General features: G+C 48.6%; 13 protein-coding genes and 1 tRNA gene. 5 read left to right on the top strand and 9 right to left on the bottom strand.

What is annotated here, in order from left to right:
- Positions 1 to 496 precede the first annotated feature (496 nt).
- On the bottom strand, positions 497 to 1,327 hold the full coding sequence (locus tag HZA49_06665) for a hypothetical protein (protein ID MBI5779122.1): 831 nt from the start codon (positions 1,325 to 1,327) through the stop codon (positions 497 to 499).
- Between the two features lie 78 nt (positions 1,328 to 1,405).
- Complete coding sequence (locus tag HZA49_06660; protein MBI5779121.1) at positions 1,406 to 1,804, bottom strand: hypothetical protein; 399 nt, start codon at positions 1,802 to 1,804, stop codon at positions 1,406 to 1,408.
- A gap of 331 nt (positions 1,805 to 2,135) precedes the next feature.
- Here HZA49_06660 and HZA49_06655 point away from each other — a divergent pair, with 331 nt between their 5' ends.
- Entirely contained in the window at positions 2,136 to 4,916 is a 2,781-nt protein-coding gene (locus HZA49_06655) for a valine--tRNA ligase (GenBank protein ID MBI5779120.1), read from the top strand.
- Between the two features lie 325 nt (positions 4,917 to 5,241).
- On the opposite strand, the gene HZA49_06650 is transcribed toward HZA49_06655, so the two are convergent.
- The 3 genes from HZA49_06650 to HZA49_06640 form a co-directional block, all read right to left on the bottom strand.
- Positions 5,242 to 6,300, bottom strand: a complete 1,059-nt coding sequence (locus HZA49_06650) for an HD domain-containing protein (protein ID MBI5779119.1) — start codon at positions 6,298 to 6,300, stop codon at positions 5,242 to 5,244.
- 161 nt (positions 6,301 to 6,461) lie between these two features.
- The gene (gene clpB, locus HZA49_06645) at positions 6,462 to 9,062 is read right to left on the bottom strand and encodes an ATP-dependent chaperone ClpB (GenBank protein MBI5779118.1); all 2,601 of its coding nucleotides are present in this window, start codon (positions 9,060 to 9,062) and stop codon (positions 6,462 to 6,464) included.
- 127 nt (positions 9,063 to 9,189) lie between these two features.
- Positions 9,190 to 9,271, bottom strand: a tRNA-Leu gene (locus tag HZA49_06640).
- A 215-nt stretch (positions 9,272 to 9,486) separates the two neighbouring features.
- Between HZA49_06640 and HZA49_06635 the strand changes: the two genes are divergently transcribed.
- On the top strand, positions 9,487 to 9,951 hold the full coding sequence (locus HZA49_06635) for an ATP-binding protein (protein MBI5779117.1): 465 nt from the start codon (positions 9,487 to 9,489) through the stop codon (positions 9,949 to 9,951).
- Positions 9,952 to 9,975: 24 nt separating this feature from the next.
- Here the strand turns inward: HZA49_06635 and HZA49_06630 are convergent, their stop codons facing one another.
- Positions 9,976 to 11,067 (bottom strand): UDP-N-acetylglucosamine--N-acetylmuramyl-(pentapeptide) pyrophosphoryl-undecaprenol N-acetylglucosamine transferase, encoded by a 1,092-nt coding sequence (locus tag HZA49_06630; protein ID MBI5779116.1) that lies wholly within the window; start codon positions 11,065 to 11,067, stop codon positions 9,976 to 9,978.
- A 78-nt stretch (positions 11,068 to 11,145) separates the two neighbouring features.
- On the opposite strand from HZA49_06630, the gene rfbB reads away from it, so the two are divergent.
- The 3 genes from rfbB to HZA49_06615 are packed head-to-tail and all read left to right on the top strand — an operon-like array spanning position 11,146 to position 14,760.
- The gene (gene rfbB / locus HZA49_06625) at positions 11,146 to 12,153 is read left to right on the top strand and encodes a dTDP-glucose 4,6-dehydratase (protein MBI5779115.1); all 1,008 of its coding nucleotides are present in this window, start codon (positions 11,146 to 11,148) and stop codon (positions 12,151 to 12,153) included.
- 13 nt (positions 12,154 to 12,166) lie between these two features.
- Positions 12,167 to 13,579: a hypothetical protein gene (locus HZA49_06620; protein ID MBI5779114.1), complete on the top strand. Its 1,413-nt coding sequence runs from the start codon at positions 12,167 to 12,169 to the stop codon at positions 13,577 to 13,579.
- Positions 13,580 to 13,590: 11 nt separating this feature from the next.
- Positions 13,591 to 14,760, top strand: coding sequence for a PilT/PilU family type 4a pilus ATPase (locus HZA49_06615; protein ID MBI5779113.1), 1,170 nt, complete (start codon positions 13,591 to 13,593; stop codon positions 14,758 to 14,760).
- Between the two features lie 52 nt (positions 14,761 to 14,812).
- Here the strand turns inward: HZA49_06615 and mnmG are convergent, their stop codons facing one another.
- From mnmG to HZA49_06600, 3 genes are read right to left on the bottom strand one after another with little or no spacing between them, the layout of a single operon-like run.
- Positions 14,813 to 16,624, bottom strand: coding sequence for a tRNA uridine-5-carboxymethylaminomethyl(34) synthesis enzyme MnmG (gene mnmG, locus HZA49_06610; protein ID MBI5779112.1), 1,812 nt, complete (start codon positions 16,622 to 16,624; stop codon positions 14,813 to 14,815).
- Positions 16,625 to 16,663: 39 nt separating this feature from the next.
- A complete protein-coding gene (locus HZA49_06605; GenBank protein MBI5779111.1) occupies positions 16,664 to 17,692 on the bottom strand; it encodes an aspartate-semialdehyde dehydrogenase in 1,029 nt (342 codons plus the stop codon).
- A gap of 40 nt (positions 17,693 to 17,732) precedes the next feature.
- Positions 17,733 to 19,031, bottom strand: a complete 1,299-nt coding sequence (locus tag HZA49_06600) for a 4Fe-4S binding protein (protein MBI5779110.1) — start codon at positions 19,029 to 19,031, stop codon at positions 17,733 to 17,735.
- Between the last annotated feature and the right edge of the window lie 5 nt (positions 19,032 to 19,036).

Here is a 19,036-nt window from a genome sequence, read left to right as displayed (position 1 = left end):
GATGCCTTTCCGCTCTAAGGCGGAATCTTTCCACCCTAGGAGGGTAATATAGGGCTTCCCTCCACGAGGGTATGGGCATCCCTATGTGAGGTGCTGGACATCCCCTTGGGGGGTGCTGGGCTACCCTATGGGGGGTGGTGGGTATCCCCCAGGGGGGAGTAGGGCTACCCTATGGGGGGTGGTGGGCATCCCCCCAGGGGGTGGTGGGCTCCCCCATAGGAGGGGATGGACTACTCCATAGGAGGGGATGGGCTACTCCATACGGGGGGCTGAACTGCTCCATAGGGGGAGATGGACTACTCCATACCGGGGTATGGACTACTCTATGGGGGGAGATGGGCTACTCTATACCTGGGGCTGGGCTACTCCATACCGGGGGCTGGGCTAATCTATACCGGGGGCTGGGCTACCCTACAGGGTATACCGGGGAGGAAGTGGAGGGGTGAGGGGGATGGGGGTATAATTCGGTGTGGCGGCGCCGGAATTCTATTGTTTTTTACAAGGCAAGTAATTTCTTTTCAAAATCTGCCTCATCTAAATCATCTTGTATTCTTTTCCTATAAAGTTCCATAATGTTTTTTATGGGCACTTCTTTTATCGTAATACCATCTATTGTTCTGATTTCCCGTGAGGAGCCATTGGTAATTATCCATACTTGCCTTGCATTAGACCCCACATTAAATTCCCTCTTTTTACCACCTTTAATAATTTCAATCATTCCATTTTTTAGCTGGCCACAATAATTTTCCATCTGAACTTTTTTGGCCTGCTCAAAATCCTTGCGTAATGTCATATCAAAAATAACAGCCAGACTCTTAAAAACAAAGAAGCCATCTGACTTACCACTTTGGTCCTGCATCGGAAATTTATACAGCGTGTGTAATCCTAATACTTTTAATAAACGGTAAGCATGAGTTTCAAAGTGTTTATGGTCAGTAGTTGTATTTAAAATATCAAAAAATGGCGGGTCAAAAGATTTATCTTCTACTACTGCTGGACTGGATTGCCAATCTTCACAATACCAACCGCTTTTTAAGTCCTGATATTGAGTAGGAAAACTGGCTCGCAGCCCAATAATTACATCAAACCTTATAATTGGTTTCCCACTTTGCATTTCCTCTCTGAAATTTGTGGTTTTGCCAGTCCAACATCCTGTAATAAAATCTTTGTCGCTTGGTATTTTTATAAATAACGTTTCCACGTTTTGGAGTTTTAATATTTCCTCTTTCTTTATCTTACTTGGAACCATTGTTGTACTATAATATGTAGAATCACCTCGTATATTATCCCAGTGTCCCCACCAAGTAGTAATCATAATAAATTTCATAAATCCTCTCCTCTCTCGGAGTTCGGAAAACATCTTACTTAATTATTATTCCACCCTGCCATTCTTCCTGCCCATACTCTACGAGGCAGCAATGATATCCATGACCTTTTTGTTGTTCTTGGTGGATAGCACCAGGACGGCCGTGGAGCTCCAGGCCGTGGCGTAACAGTAGTTAATCTCAATACCGGCATCGCCAATCTTCCTGGCCAAAGGCGCGAAGGTGCCGGGTTTGTTACCGAGATTGACCAGCAGAACATCGGTTTCGGTAATGGTGTAGCCAAGATTTTTCAGCGCGGCCGCGGCCTTGTCGTTATCCGAGGTGAGCATCCGAAAGAAGCCCTTGTCTTTCTCGCCCCAGGCGGAGATGGTGATGAAATTCACTCCGGCCTTGGAAACGGCTCCGGTGACTGTGCCCAAGGCGCCGATGGCGTTGGGCGTGGTGACCAGTAATTCCTTACCTTTTGTCGCTTGTGGCATAATATCCTCCTCTTAGTCGCTGTTGGGCTTTAGCCCTTACAGCGACTTAGATCCCACCGAATGGCGGGATTATTTTATTCCGTATTAATGAATTATATAAGACCTTATATCAAATATGACTAACGGGGTCAATAGTTATTTTGGGAAATAAAAGAGTCGCTACAAAGGCACAAAAGCACTAACAACCCCCTTAATCCCCCTTTATTAAGGGGGAATTTACTAACCACTCCCCCTTAGAAAAGGGGGTCGGGGGGTTGTGCACTTAGTGGCAGGAGTTATCCCAGCGGGATTTTCTTGACATCAGAGTAGAGGCGAAATAGAATGTCTGCTTATGGAAACCGCATATAATCCCAAGACCGTTGAAGACCGGATTTATAAGTTCTGGGAGGAGCACGGCTATTTTTCGTCCAGCCCGAATAAACCCAAGAAACCTTTCTCTATCGTTATTCCCCCGCCGAATGTGACCGGGATTCTCCATATGGGCCATGTCATGGACGAGACACCCCAGGATATCCTGGTGCGTTTTAAGAGGATGCAGGGGTTCGAAACCTGCTGGGTACCAGGCACAGACCACGCCGGTATCGCCACCCAGAACGCGGTGGAAAAAGAACTAAAGAAGAATAAATCATCCCGGCACGCACTGGGACGGACCAAATTCGTCGAGCGGGTCTGGGAGTGGAAGAAACAATACGGGGATACCATCATCCAGCAGCTCAAGAAACTGGGCTGTTCCTGCGACTGGTCGCGCCTGAGATTCACTATGGATGAGGCCTATTCGGCCGCGGTCAAGGATGTCTTTGTCCGGCTCTATGAAAAGGGCCTGATTTACCGGGGTAATTATATCGTCAACTGGTGTCCGCGCTGCCTGACCGCCCTGTCCGATGAAGAGGTGGAGAATGTGGACACCACCGGCGGGCTGTATTGGATTCGATATGCATTCAAAGATAACCCGGACAAGTTCGTGGTCGTGGCCACGACCCGGCCGGAGACCATGCTGGGCGATACGGCCGTGGCGGTCAATCCGACCGACCCGCGTTACAAGAATCTTATTGGCCAGACCCTGATTATGCCCATTATGAACAGAGAAATCAAGATAATCGCCGATGAGATAGTAGAAAAGGATTTCGGCTCCGGCGCGGTCAAGGTCACCCCAGCCCACGACCCAAACGACTTTATGATGGGCCAAAAACATAATCTGGAATCTATCAACATCCTGGCGCCGGACGGCAAGATGTCCGAGAACGCCGGAGAATACAAAGGCCTGGACCGGCTGGAATGCCGCAAACGGATTGTCCAGCGGCTGACCGATGAAGGTCTGCTGGAAAAGCAGGAAAAGTATCAGCACGCGGTCGGGCATTGCTACCGTTGCAATACCATGATTGAGCCCTATTTGTCCCTGCAATGGTTTGTCAAGATGAAACCCCTGGCCGAACCGGCCATCAAGGCGGTCCGGTCCGGGGATGTCAAATTCTTTCCGGAACACTGGTCTAAGACCTATCTTAACTGGATGGAGAATATCCGGGACTGGTGCGTCTCGCGCCAACTATGGTGGGGACACCGATTACCAGTATGGTATTGCGCGAAATGTCATCCAGAATTAAATATTCACTTGGATCCGCCATTCGAAGAACTTAAAGAAGGCAAATCTATACCCCCGTCACATTTTGATATATCCTCAGGATCCATTAATAATTTATCTGATATTACACCGATAGTTTCTAAAGAAAAGACCAAGTGCCCGAAATGCGGCTCAAGAGATTCAATGGTTCAGGACCCGGACGTGCTGGACACCTGGTTTTCATCCTGGCTTTGGCCCTTTACCGTATTCGGCTGGCCGAAACAGACCGAGGACCTGAAATATTTTTACCCGACCAGCGTCCTGAATTCCGGCAAGGACATCATCTTTTTCTGGGTGTCCCGGATGATAATGGCCGGGATTGAATTCACCGGGAAGCCCCCTTTCAAGGATGTCTATATCCACGGTATAGCCCGTGACAATTCAGGCCGGAAGCTGAGCAAGTCGCTGGGCAATTCGCCGGACCCGCTGGTCCTGATTGACCAATACAGCGCCGATGCCCTGCGCTTCGGCATTATGGCCAATATCCCCCTGGGCGGCGATATCAATCTATCGGATGAAACCTATGAATCCGGCCGTAATTTTTGTAATAAGTTGTGGAATGCCAGCCGATTGGTGCTAACCAGCGCCGATGCGTCAGGCGTTATGAGCCCTGCGTCAAAAACCCAAGACACACAACCCACAACGCACGACACATTCGAAGACCGCTGGATTCTCTCCCGCCTGAACACCACCATCCGCGATTATACCAAGGCCTTAGAGACCTACCAATTCAGCGAGGCGGCCCACTTGATTTACCACTTCTTCTGGAGCGATTTGTGCGACTGGTATCTGGAAATCATCAAGCCAAGATTATACAGCCAAGACGCCTCTACGCTCAACGCTACACGCTCTACGCTTTTTTATCTCTTCAGCAATACCCTGCGCATGCTCCATCCCTTCATCCCGTTTATCACCGAGGAACTCTGGCAGAAGTTTAAGGAGCAATATCCGGAACATTTCCAGAGCGAATCAGTGATGAGTGCAACCTGGCCGTCGGCCGAGCCCAAGCAGATAGACGAGCAGATTGAGCAGACAATGGAAATAAATATCGGCATCATCCGGAGTGTCCGGAATATCCGCAATAAGATGACAATCGAGCGCAAGCAGGCGTTAGACCTGATTATCTCGGCTGAAGTGAGCAAAGCGCTGGACGGCATTCGGCCGCATGAAGAACTGATTAAGCATCAGGCTAATCTGGGTAAGATAGAGATGGGCGTAAAACTGGCCAAACCCAAACACTCGGCCACCGAAATCGTCAATGCTTTGCAGCTTTTCATACCGTTGGAGGGAATTATTGACCCGGAGGCGGAGAAAAAACGGCTGGAACAGCGCCTGATCAAAATCAAGGAACAACTGGCTTTAGTGACCAATAAATTATCCGACGAGAATTTCAAATCACGGGCGCCCCAGGCCATTCTCCAAAAAGAATTGCTCAGGCAGGAAGAACTGGCCAAACAGGAAGCAAATCTGAAGGAATCGCTAAGAGAACTATAAACCACAGATTACACAGATATACACAGATAATTAAATCTGTGGTTATTAGCCGCAAATCACCATAATCTATCAAGCTTATTCCCCATACCATTCCAACCACGTGTTTGTCACGCCTGCGAAGGCAGGAGTCCAGGCATTTACGTATTAAACTCAGGAAGAATCCAAAAACCTAATACTGGATTCCCGTTTACACGGAAATGACGATAATGGAGAGAAAAACTCCTGGTCGATACCAGATATGAATTATTACTATGGCAATGGAGTAGCACAGATTAGATAAAATCAGTGTTAATCTGTGTTTATCTGTGGTTACTATTCTTGATATTTAGCACTGCAATTTCCCGGAGTTGTAGCATTCCAGCATGACATTGACAACCTCAGGATCGAATTGCGTGCCGCTCTTATTTTTGATTTCCTCAAGCGCCGTCTTAACATCGGTGGCCTGCTGGTAAGGCCGCTCGGTCAGCATGGCGTCAAAGGCATCGCTGATGGCAATAATCATGGATAACAACGGTATGGCCTTGCCTTTTAAACCATCCGGGTATCCCGAGCCGTCATAATGCTCGTGATGGGAGCGGATGACAGTGGCGATGCTTTTATTGATTTCCGAGATGATATTGGCACCGATAATCGGGTGCATCTCGATAATCTTCAGCTCTAACTTGGTCAGGGCCCGGTCGGCCTTAAAGAGCGTATCGCTGAAGGTGAGTTTTCCGATATCGTGCAAGATAGATGCCAACCTGATTTTTTGTTTCTGCAATTCGGTCAACCCCAATTTATCGGCAATGGCCAGGGAATAATTAGCCACCCGCATAGAGTGTCCGTGCGTGTAATAATCCCGGCCTTCCAGCAGCTGGACCGATATCTCGGCCAGCTTGGTCAGGCCGTTGCTATAGCGCCGCGAGTAAATCAATGACGCAATATTAATCAGCGGATTAACCGGAATCAATTCTTCATTATTGACATGTCGCCGGCTGGTGACCATAACATCCATCACCCCGACCAAAGAACCAACGCAGACCAGCGGGATACTTATAATAACCGGCGCGATCTGGGCCATTGCCCCGAGTAATTTTAACTCCTCGCTATAACGCGGGTCATTACTGGAAGCATCCAGTATTATAGTCTCACCGTTCTGGACCACCCAGGATGACATGGTATTTCGACTATTGGCAGAAAGTTTATTGGTCAGGGCCTGCGGCTTTCTTCCAACCACGGCGAACATATCGGGAATGACCTCGTCCGCATCAACCGAGAAAAAGACGCAGCTATCCGCACTGAGATGATTCAGTATTTCCTCCGAGATATTCAATAACGCCTCGGAATAATCCTTGCATCCGTTCAACAAACTCACCGCATTAACAATTGATTCCTGAATCTGCATATTATTTAGAGTAGCCAATTATCCTCTTGATGTCAACCCCGCACATAAACCCTTTTATTCATTCGTCAGTAGTTTTAATAAACAATCTTATCTGACACCCATTACATAAGTATACAAATATTATGCGCGGGGTCAAGGTTTATTGTTCTGCCAACACCATCTTACTTGCTAAACTCAAACTCACCGATATCTTTTTTACTCGGGGTAATCTTGATGGTATCGCCGGCCTTGAATTCACCGTCCAGCATCTGGAGCGCCAGCGGGTCCTGGATCTTGTGCTGAATCAGGCGCTTTAACGGCCGGGCCCCGTAGACCGGGTCATAGCCGTCCAGAACCAGCATTTCCTTGGCCTCCTTGTTCAAACTGATTTTTATCTTGCGCTCATCCAGACGTTTCTGCAACAGACCGATCTGGATATCCACTATCTTGATGATATTTGCTTTGTCCAGCGGACGGAAGATAATGATATCGTCAATCCGGTTGATAAATTCCGGCTTGAAACCCTGGCGCAGGACTTCCATGACTTTTTGCCTGACCTTGACCGGGTCCGGTGATTTGGCCTCAGCATACTCCTTCATGACATCAGAGGCAATATTCGATGTCATGATGACAATAGTATTCTTGAAATTAACCACCTTGCCCTGCCCGGAAGTCAAGCGTCCGTCGTCCAGGATTTGGAGAAAAACGTTGAACACCTCAGGATGGGCTTTTTCTATCTCGTCGAACAGGACCACGGCATAGGGCCGGCGGCGAATGGCCTCGGTCAGCTGCCCGCCTTCCTCGTAGCCGACATATCCGGGCGGCGCGCCGACCAGCCGGGAAACCGTGTGCTTTTCCATATACTCGGACATATCTATGCGCACCAGCGCAGCTTCGGTATCAAACAGGAATTCGGCCAAGGCCTTGGCCAGTTCGGTTTTGCCCACGCCGGTCGGCCCGATGAAGATGAATGAACCAATGGGCTTATTCTGGTCCTGGAGTCCGGCCCGGGCCCGGCGGATGGTATCGGAAATCGCCTTGAGCGCCTCATCCTGGCCAACCACACGCTGGCTCAAGCGCTCTTCCATCTTGAGCAGTTTCTGAACCTCACTTTCGACCAGCCGCGCCACCGGTATCTTGGTCCATTTGGCCACCACCTCGGCAATATCCTCCTCAGTCACTTCTTCACGGAGCATCTGGGATTTCTTCTGAACCTCGGCTAATTTCTTGTTCTGGGCTTCGAGCTGCTTTTGCAGGCCGGGCAGAATTCCGTATTGGATTTCGGCCACCTTGTCCAAACTACCCTTGCGCATCAGGTCTTCCAATTTTAACTTTTCAGTTTCTATCTTTTCTTTAAGCCCGCTGGTTTCCTGAATCAGTTTCTTTTCGTTCTGCCATTGGGCCTTCAGACCGGTAACCTGCTCGTTCAGATCCTTGCGCTCCTTGTCGGCCTTGGCGAAACGCTCTTTGCTGGCCGGATCGGTTTCTTTCTTAAGCGCCTGCATTTCGATTTCCAGCTGCATTATCCGGCGCTGGAGGTTGTCAATCTCCTGGGGCATGCTGTCCAGTTCCAACCGAAGGGCTGAGGCCGCCTCGTCCACCAAGTCAATGGCCTTGTCCGGCAGAAACCGGTCCGAGATATAGCGCTGCGATAATGTTGCCGCTGCAACCAGGGCCGCATCCTGAATGCGCACGCCGTGATGGACCTCATAACGTTCCTTTAATCCGCGCAGGATGGAAATGGTATCCTCAACTGTCGGCTCGCCGATCAGAACCTGCTGGAACCGGCGTTCCAGGGCCGCGTCTTTTTCTATGTATTTGCGGTATTCATTGAGCGTGGTGGCGCCGATGCATCGCAATTCACCGCGGGCCAGGGCCGGCTTGAGCATATTTGATGCGTCCTGGGCGCCCTCGGCTGCTCCGGCGCCGACCACGGTGTGGAGTTCGTCTATGAATAATATGATTTCGCCTTCGGACTGGCCGATTTCCTTGAGTAGCGCCTTGAGGCGGTCTTCAAACTCACCCCGGTATTTGGTGCCGGCCACCAACGCACCTAAATCCAAAGCCATCACCCGCTTATTCTTTAATGGCTCCGGCACGTCGCCCTGGATAATTCTCCGAGCCAAACCTTCGGCAATCGCAGTCTTGCCCACACCCGGTTCGCCAATCAGGACCGGATTGTTCTTGGTGCGGCGCGAGAGCACCTGCATCACCCGCCTGATTTCGTCTTCCCGTCCGATGACCGGGTCCAGTTTGCCCTCCCGGGCCAGCTTGGTCAGGTCACGGCAGTACTTTTCCATGGTCTGGTATTTGCTCTCCGGCTGCTGGTCCGTCACCCGCTGCGAGCCACGCACCTCAGTCAGGGCCGCATAGATACGGTCCTTGCTTATACCCAAGCCGTTGAGCGTGTTAACCAGAGCGCCCTGTTTGTCTTCAAAGATACCAAGCAGAATATGCTCGGTCGAAATATATTCGTCCTTGAGTCGTTCGGCTTCCTTGACCGCCGATTCCAGAATATGCTTTAAGCGGGGAGAGATATAAATCTGTCCGATAAAACCCTCTATTTTAGGCAATTTCTTGAACTCGTCCTGGATACGCTGAGTCAGTTGCTGGATATTAACGCCGACTTTTTGTAGGATAGGCGTAACCAATCCTTCGGGCTGTTCCAATAAAGCCAGCAGAAGATGTTCGGGCTGGAGCTCCTGATGGCCGTTTTTCTCGGCAATGGTTTCAGCCTGATGCATGGCCTCCTGTGACTTAATGGTAAATTTATCAAAACGCATAGTTCTATTTATCCTCTTTGTTCTCCCCGTTCTAATCCCGCACATAATCTACTGCTTTGCTGATGCGCAGAATCTGGTTATGTGCGGGATAAGAATCTGTAACAGCCTTCGGCTTAACAGATTCTAATGCGCGGGGCGGGAGTTGAACCCGCAAGCCGTGAGGCATAGGCTCCTAAAACCTACGTGTCTGCCAGTTCCACCACCCGCGCCCTAATCGCATCAAAGTATATCAAAAATGCCCGCCCGAGTCAACGAAAATCCATCGCTTCCTAATCAGCGGATTATCCGCCGCCGGATAAATTTGCACCAGCGATAATCACAATAAACTTACAGAAAAACCTTGACAACTAATTAGCGATGAGTTAGTATATTGTTTCACAAACGGCGGTTAGAGACAGTGCCGAGAAAGAAAGCAACTTAGCTTATGAAAAACCGTCAGCAGCTACAGGTAAAATTCAGCACTTCACCGGAAATGTCACGCGGGGTTTTTGAACTGATTAACAAATGCCTGGATGGCCAGAAAATAGCCGACGATGTCAAACGGAAATTTATGCTGGCCGTGGGCGAGGCCATTGATAATGCGGTCATTCACGGAAATAAATTCTCGCCAGCCAAATTCGTTGAGGTGGAATATATTTATGAGGCGTCTAAAATCACCCTGACGGTCAAGGACGAGGGAAACGGGTTCGATTTCACCAAACATCTGGAGGTTCCGCTGATTGAATTCGAGGCCCCGAAATTGATAGAAAAGACGGTTAAATACGGATCGCCGGGCGGCTTGGGCCTGGCCCTGATGAGGAAGTGCATTAATGAACTCATCTTTACCCCGCCGGGTAATAAACTCACCCTTATAAAATATCTGTCCCCGTTAGAAGCAAATTCCGAGTAATCCCGAACACCCGTATCATAACTTTTATCGTTGGGCAGGCAGAGAATCTATAATCTCTTCTGCGGCTCCGGGCCGAGCCATCATTTTGGCTTTAAGAGAAATTCCTCCTAATGTCCGAAAGCCGTTTCGTTCTATATCAGATAGAATATACGCCATCTTTCTGGTGAGCTCGTTTTGGCTAACCAAAATCCCGGCGCCTTTTTGATAGACGTCCATTGCATTGAAGAACTGGTGATTATCCGCGGCCTGCGGGTAAGGCACCAAAAACATGGACAGACCGAAGAGCGTCATCTCAGAAATGGCAATCCCGCCGGACCGGCTGAACGCCAGGTCCGAGGCGGCATATATCAAGCCCATATCATCGCTGAATGGTTTTACCAGATGCTCTATGCCTGATTTCCCATACGCCTCTTTAATACGCTGATAATCCCTTTGGCCGGTCAGATGAACGATGCCTAATCTATCAGACAGTCTCTTAAGATGTTCCATGTTATCTACTACTGCCCTATTTAACGCCTCAGCGCCCTGGCTACCGCCGATAACCAGCATAATATGCTCCCGGGTTAATCCAAGCTGCTTCCGGGCATCTGCCTTGCCGCGATTAACATGGGAAAGAATCTCCTGGCGGATTGGACTGCCGGTTGCCATAAGGCTCTTTCTATTCCTGAGATGACGCAGTGACTTTTCCCGCTGGCAGAAGACCTGCCTGGCAAAGGGTGAAAACAGGCGCGAGATTCGACCGGGCAGAACATTCTGCTCCAATAACACAAACGGCACCCCTCTTAACAGCGCAATGATTAATGAACTGAATGCGCCGTAACCGCCCAATCCGACTACGATATCAGGTTTAAAACCAGAGAAACACCTGTTTGTTCGATAGAGAGCCGCCCAAACATTAATAATGAAACTAATAACGGTCCAGGGTCTCTTTATTGAAGGCAGGCGCGGCGATGACAGCGCCTGATAAGCAAACTTATAGCGGTCGAGCTGAGCCTTGTCAAACGGACGGTTGGTGCAGAGAAAAAGGATTGATGATTTAGAAGACAGCGCCTGGGCCAGAGCAATACCCGGGAAAAGATGACCGCCGGTTCCGCCGCCTGCAAAGATGATTTTCATATCTTGGTTATATGCTTATCGTTATATAAAATCGTCCTTTTCTTGACCAGAGATAATAGAAATTATTAAATTACCAGGATGAAAATATTACTGACCGGCGGATGCGGATTTATCGGCTCTAATTTCATCAGATTCATTCTCAAAAACTACCTTTCCGTAAAAATAACCAATCTTGACCTGCTGACCTATGCGGGCAATCCGGCTAACCTTGAAAATATCCGCAGGGACAAAAGATACAAATTCGTCCGGGGCGATATCCGAGACGGCAAATTGGTCAATCGCCTGATGGGTGAATATCCTGATGTGGTGATAAATTTCGCGGCCGAGTCGCATGTGGACCGGAGTTTATACAAACCGGCCGAGTTCCTTAGCACCAATATATTGGGCGCCCAGACCATGCTGGAATCAGCCCGCCAGCATAACATCAAACGATTCATCCAGATATCAACCGATGAGGTCTATGGGTCGCTAAAACCAAACGAGCCAGCCTTCAGGGAGGATTATCCGCTTGAAGCCAGCAGTCCGTATTCCGCCAGCAAGGCCGCGGCTGACCTGCTGGTCAAGTCGTACGAAAAAACCTTTGGCTACAAGGCGCTTATCACCCGAAGCAGTAATAATTACGGGCCATACCAGTTCCCGGAAAAGGTGATACCGCTTTTTGTCACCAACGCCATGTCGGACAAACCGCTGCCGCTTTACGGAGACGGGCTCAATGTCCGGGACTGGCTCTATGTCGAGGATAACTGCCGGGCCATCGCGACGGTTATGCTCAAGGGCCAACCGGGCGAAATTTATAATATCGGCGGCAACTGCGAGCAGACCAACCTTTATATCACCAAGACTATCTTAAAACTCCTGAACCAGCCCATATCGCTGGTTACCTATGTCAAGGACCGGCCCGGGCATGACCGCCGGTATGCGCTCAATATCTCCAAAATCAAACGGCAACTGGGCTGGCGGCCCAAATACCGGTTTGAGGACGGCATCAAGAAAACCATATTATGGTACCTGAATAATCAGGCGTGGTGGCAGCAGATAAAAACCGGCGAATACATGAAATTCTATCATAAACACTACCAACGTTGAAGACAACAACATAATGCATAAAAAACATATTGCCTTAGTATTAGCATTGACACTAATTTCTATCGCCTCTATTAGCTGCGCTGGCGGCAGTAATAAACCGGATGACAAATCAGCCGCTGCGCCCCCCGAAAGCCTTCGGGGAACAACCGCAGTGACCGCGCCGGCGGACTCCGCCGCTGCTACGCCGGGAATCCCGGTCAACCTGAAATCCTGCCAGGAAATCGTGGAAAGAATCAGCGGCAAGAAGTTTAAGTCTGATGTCAAAGGAGCGGTACAATCCGTTGAGGAATTTAGGACTTTCGTGAAAAAAGACCTGGATAAATCATTTGATGAGGAAAGCAGATGGAACCAGCTGGCATTATCTAAACTGGGATTGTTACCCAAGAATTATGACATGAAAAAAGGACTGGAAAACCTGCTGGTCAGCCAGGCCGGAGCTTATTATGACCCCGAAACCAAGTGTATGTATTTCATAAAAATCAATATGCCGCAGATGGAAATGGAAACCATGGTTATCCACGAACTGACTCACGCCCTCCAGGACCAGTATTATGACCTGGGAAAACTGATCAAAACAGCGAATAATAGCGACCAGGAAACCGCTATCAGATATCTGGTAGAAGGAGAAGCCACTTATGTCATGACCATTGCCCAGTTAGAGAAAATGGGCATCACCTTTGCGCCGGACAGCCCGATGATGGAAATGGCTTTCAGCCGCTACAAAAATCTGGGGCGCAAAGATTTACTGGAGTTATCAACATCAATGGCTGAACAGTATAAAGAAACAGCGCCTGACTTATATGAATCCATAATAGCCCTCAAGGATGTGCCGGATTATCTTTTCTGGCTGCTGATAGCGCCTTATTACCACGGCGCCTACTCCATTCATACCATGGTGACCATTGATGAGAAGCAAAAAAACTGGCAGCTGGTTAGCGGGACATATAAGAATCCGCCTATATCAACCGAACAGATGATTCATACCAAAAAATTGGCCGAACCGCGCGATACCCCTGAATCGATTACACCGCCCCAGGCTGGCGATGAATGGACCATACTGGCCGAAAACACCATGGGGGAATTCGGCTTTTGGATTCTATTCAGCAGTTATGCCAAAGGAAAAGCCGGCGAGGCATCGGAGGGCTGGGATGGCGATAAATATTTCCTGCTCCAAAACAATAAAACCAAGGATATTGTTTTATTCCTCTCGACCATATGGGATTCAGATAACGATGCCTACGAATCGTTTAATGCGTATCAAAAGGTTCTGAATAAATTATACCCGGATGCGCAGGTACAAGAAGTCATAAATGGCAAAAAAACAATTACCTATACTCTTCCTGATAACACACGAACCACCCTAACGCTTGCGAATAAAACCTGGCTTAGCGTTCAGGATATTCCACCTGTTATCGAATGGAAATGAGGTGAAACCTTATGACAGAATCCAAGAAAGAACATCCGGCTTCCCAATCCCAGACAGTTCAACCAGATATTTCGGCTCCGGCGAACCTAAAGGATATGGAAAAACTATTTGTGGGATTAGCCAAAAACAAGGGTTCTGACCTGCATCTCAAGGCCGACATGAAACCGGTATTCCGGATTTCCACGGTCCTTTATGAAGTCGGCAGCCGCGCCCTGAGCAATGAAGATATCAAGAAGATAGTTTACGAAATACTGACCGATGAACAGCGGACGCATTTTGAGGCACACAACAACCTTGACTTTGCCTATAGCGTTGAAAGCACGGGCCGGTTCCGGGTCAACGTCTTCAAGGAACGCGGCAATATTGCCCTGGCCGCCCGGCGGGTCAACACCCAGATACCGAATTTCAAAGAGCTGAACCTGCCGACGGCTGTTCAGAAGGTGGTTTCTTATAAGGAAGGATTGGTTATTGTTTCAGGCCCGACCTCATCGGGGAAATCCACCACCCTGGCCTCGATGCTGCAATACATCAACGAAAACCGCAAATGCCATATTATTACCGTGGAAGACCCGATAGAATATCTCTTTACGGATATCAAATCATTTGTCAACCAACGCGAGGTCGGCATTGACGTGGCTTCATTCCACGATGCGCTGAGGTATATCGTGCGCCAGAATCCAGATGTCATCCTGATGGGCGAGATGCGCGATTCGGAAAGCCTGGAAGCCGGCCTGATGGCGGCTGAGACCGGGCATCTGGTATTGGGCACGCTGCACGCCTCGACGGCCGCCCAGAGCGTCTCGCGCATCCTGGACCTGTTCCCGACCGAACGGCAGGAGTTGATTCGCCAAAGTTTGATGATGAATCTCAGGGCCATATTCTGCCAGCGGCTGCTGCCCGGCGCCAAGAAAGAGGCCCGCCTGGTTCCGGCTGTGGAGGTGCTGCTGAATAATCCTTCCATCCAGAAACTGATTCAGAACAAGGAAGACAAGAAAATCACCGACATAATGCGCTCCAGCGAAGAAGAAGGAATGCAGGATTTCAACCAATCACTCCATCAACTAATCAAGGATGGGTTAATCAGGGAGGAAACCGGATTAAAATATTCTCCTAATCCCGAACAACTGAAGATGCTGATAAAAGGCATATTCCTGTCGGACAGCCATAAGATAGTCGGATAACCTATTGCTTGGAAACCAGATTGTCTTTTGGTGCCGAAGCGCCATGGCGCCATTATGGCGCTCTCCTGCCATATAGAAAATATACCATCAGAACTGTGATATCTGCCGGAGAGACGCCGGCAATACGCGATGCCTGGCCTAATGAAGCCGGCTTGAATTTATTGAGTTGGGTCCGGGCTTCCTTGCTGAGATGCCCTATCTTGCCGTAATCAAAACCAGGCGGCAACGGATAATCCTCCATCTTTCTGGCCTTTTCAATCTGGCGCAATTGGCGCTGGATATACCCTTCATATTTAGCCTCAATCTCCACCTGTTCCCGGATATCGTCGGTCAGTTTAAGCTTACGCAAAGGTGCTGACTTATGTTCTAATTCCTTCAGCGTAATCTCCGGCTGTTTGAGCAGCGTCTTCAAATTCTTAGTTCCCTTGAACGTCCGACTTAATACGTTGAGCGTATCTCTTATCAAGCGTTCCTTATTATCTAATCTCTTTTTCAGCGCCCTATCAAGCAATCCCAATTTATTCGCATAAGGCATCAGGCGCCGGTCGGCGTTATCAGAACGCAGAAGCAGGCGATATTCGGCCCGCGAGGTAAACATCCGATACGGTTCGGTCGGCCCGAGCGTGACTAAATCATCTATCAAAACCCCGATATATGCTTCATCCCGCCCGAGAATAAATGACGGGTCATTTCTTATCTTCAGTACCGCATTGATGCCGGCCATCAACCCCTGGGCCCCGGCTTCCTCATAACCGGATGTGCCATTTATCTGACCGGCTACAAAAAGGTTCTCCACTTTCTTGGTTTCCAATGTCGGCTTTATCTGGTGCGGCAGGACCACATCATATTCTATGGCATAACCATAACGGATAAATTCAGCATCCTCCAGCCCCTCGATAGAATGCACCATTTCTTCCTGGACATCCTTGGGCAAACTGGTGGAAATTCCGTTGCAGTAGACCTCAGGAATCTTGCGGCCTTCCGGCTCCAGGAAAACCTGATGCTGTTCCCGGCCGGCGAATCTGACTATCTTATCTTCAATGGAAGGACAATACCGCGGGCCGATGGCCTTAATCTGACCGGTATAAAGCGGCGCCCGATCAAGATTCTTGCGAATTATCTCGTGCGTCTTATTATTTGTATGCGTGATGTAACAAGGAATCTGTTTCTGAATAATCTTTTCAGTAGAGAATGAAAATGGTTTCGGCATCTCATCGCCGGGCTGCTCTATCAGCCCGGGGTAATCTATACTTTTGGTATCCAGCCGGGGCGGCGTGCCGGTCTTCAAGCGGCCTAATTCCAAGCCAAGCTTAACCAGACTATCCGAAATGTTTTCGGCTGACGGCTCATTGATTCTCCCGCCCTTGGTCTTGTCTTCACCGATATGAATCAGCCCTTTCATAAAGGTACCGGTGGTAATAATCACAGCTTTTCCGTAGTATGACTCCTTTTTACCCTTTACGCCGACTGCGCAATTGCCTTTGGCCATAATCTCGTTAACCATATCCTCTTGCAGGATGAGATTATCCTGATTCTTCAAAACTTTCTTCATGTAAAGGTGATATTGTTTCTTATCGCACTGGGCGCGGAGTGATTGAACGGCCGGACCCTTGCCGGTATTGAGCATACGGAATTGGATGCCGGTGGCATCCGTGGCCTTAGCCATCTCGCCGCCCAGGGCATCAATCTCACGGACCAATTGCCCTTTGGCTAATCCACCGATAGCCGGATTGCAGGACATCTGAGCAATGGTGTCAAAGGATATAGTCAGGAGAAGGGTCTGACAGCCCATTCGGGCAGAGACCAGAGCGGCTTCTATTCCGGCATGTCCGGCACCGACTACAACAACATCATAGAGAACCATAAATTATGAATTATAAGTTATCAATTATTAATTCATAACTCATGTTTTTATCAGATATTCCGCTATTTGCACCGCATTCAAGGCCGCGCCTTTGCGAAGGTTGTCAGAAACCAGCCAAAGGTTGATTCCGTTCCTGACGGACCGGTCTTTGCGAATCCGGCCCACGAATACTTCGTCCTTACCTGCAACATCAATCGGCATAGGATAACTACCCTTTAAAGGATTGTCCATTACCTTAATACCCTTTGCCCTGCTTAACAGATTCCTAGCCTGGGCAACAGTTATGGGTCTGGCTGTTTCGATATTGACTGATTCGCTATGCCCGCAATAGACCGGAATCCTCACACATGTGGCGGTTATCTTTATGGAATAATCATTGAGTATCTTGCGGGTCTCGTTAATCATCTTGACTTCTTCACCGGTATAATCGTCCTCGCAGAACGAATCAATCTGCGGGATGGCGTTGAAGGCGTATCTTTGAGATTTAAGATTTAAGATTTTAGATTTCAGATTTAATACTTGCTTTGTTTGTTCGGTCAACGCTTGCACTGCCTGCAGACCGGCGCCGGAGACTGATTGATATGTGGACACGACCACCCGTTTCACCTTAGCGTAATCATTGAGCGGCTTTAAGGCCATGGCCAGAGGCGTGGTCGAGCAATTAGGGCTGGCGATAACACACCCCCTACCCCCTCTTACTAAAGGGGAGTTTGTGTTAATAGCATCGGCATTAATTTCCGGAATAACCAGCGGCACATTCTTGCCCATCCTGAAGGCGCTGGACTTATCAATCACCACCGCCCCGCTTTTCACCGCCACCGGCGCCCATTTTTTACTGATTGAACCATCAACAGCAAAGAAGGCGATATCTATGCCCTCAAATGAGTTATTGGTTATATTGTTTACTTTCAACCCTTTACCTTTATACCTCATACTTTTCCCAGCCGATCCGGCAGAAGCAAACAGGCGCAATTCTCTTACCGGGAATCTGCGTTCCACCAGTATCTTAAGCAACTCCAGCCCGACAATACCCGTGGCACCGACAATGGCGATATTATATCTTCTCATATCTGCTATTTTATCAAGATAGATTTGTTTTAGCAAGATTTTATTGCGGTATCAGCCACCAGTTGAACCAAACCAACAGGGCCATCGGCATTAACAATAAAACAAGCGCCGCCTTTGATTTAGATTGCATCCTAACCAGCCGATATGCCAGATATATGGAATATAACAGCCCGATAATCATCACCGGCCCGGCTATGTACTGAAGAGTCCCGGCATCAAAAAGCGGTTTGGGCAGGTACCCGGCGCTGCCAAAGAGATTCCAGGATAAACCCAGCGGATCTGAGATAAGCGGAATTACCTCCTCGGCCCTGATAGAGAACAGTTTTACGGTATTTGCCAGATGGTTAAACAATGCGATTGGCAAAAATGTATAGGTAACGACAGATAGATTTGTGCGATAAATACGCGATAAGGCATAAAAGAGGAATAAAATAATAAGAACCAGTATCAGTATCAAGAATAATAAAGAAACTATTTCGGGTAATGCCAATTTTGCCAACGACCAATCTATTATCAGGAAATAAATGCGGCTTATATTCATTGCGCCGAATATGGATAAGGCCAGCATGGTCACAATCATAAATATCTCGCTGAATGATAACACCCTGAATTTTAAGAGGTCTGCGACGGGCTTCCTGATATTAACGGCAATGTTGTCATTCGGGCAGGTTTTGATGCATTCGGTGCAGAGGATACAATACAGATTATCGTCCATCGTGCCGGGATACTCAAAGACAGGACAGGCATTTCCCTTATCATTGCCCTTAATACAATCCTTGGTCAGGCATTGCCGGCAGGTCTCCTTATCAGCGCTGCGCAGTTCGAGCGGCGCAAAAAGCCCGTATAACCCACAGATGGCGCCGACCGGACAGCCATAACGACAGAATGACTTTCTGGGAAATAATAACACCGAGATAAATGTTATACCAAAAATAATTATTGCCAGATAAGCAATAAACCGCGCATTGTTAGCCAGCCCTATTGCATATTCCAGCCAAATAATTAACAGGAAGAAAAAGACGGCGATCCAGAGATTACGAAATATCCTTGGAACCTGGAATTTGGCATCAGGCAGGCGTAGGATATACTGCATCCATTCGGCCAGGGTATTCCAGGGGCAGACCAGACACCAGATTTTGCCTCCAATAATAGCGGTGAACGAAATAAAGACCAGCCAGATGACACCGACCATAAGATTAACGGAATTCCTATAGATACTGCCGAATAATCCACTGAAGATTATCAGGAAAAAGGCAACGACAAATGGAAAGCGGATAATAGATATGAACACCGGGTTTATCAGCAACCGATGGATGAATCTGTATTTAAGGATATTCATACTTC

The sequence above is a fragment of the Planctomycetota bacterium genome, from assembly GCA_016235865.1.
GTDB lineage: Bacteria > Planctomycetota > MHYJ01 > JACQXL01 > JACQXL01 > JACRIK01.
The sequence above is the reverse complement of the archived record's forward strand: the minus strand, read 5'-3'. Positions and strand labels throughout refer to the sequence as shown.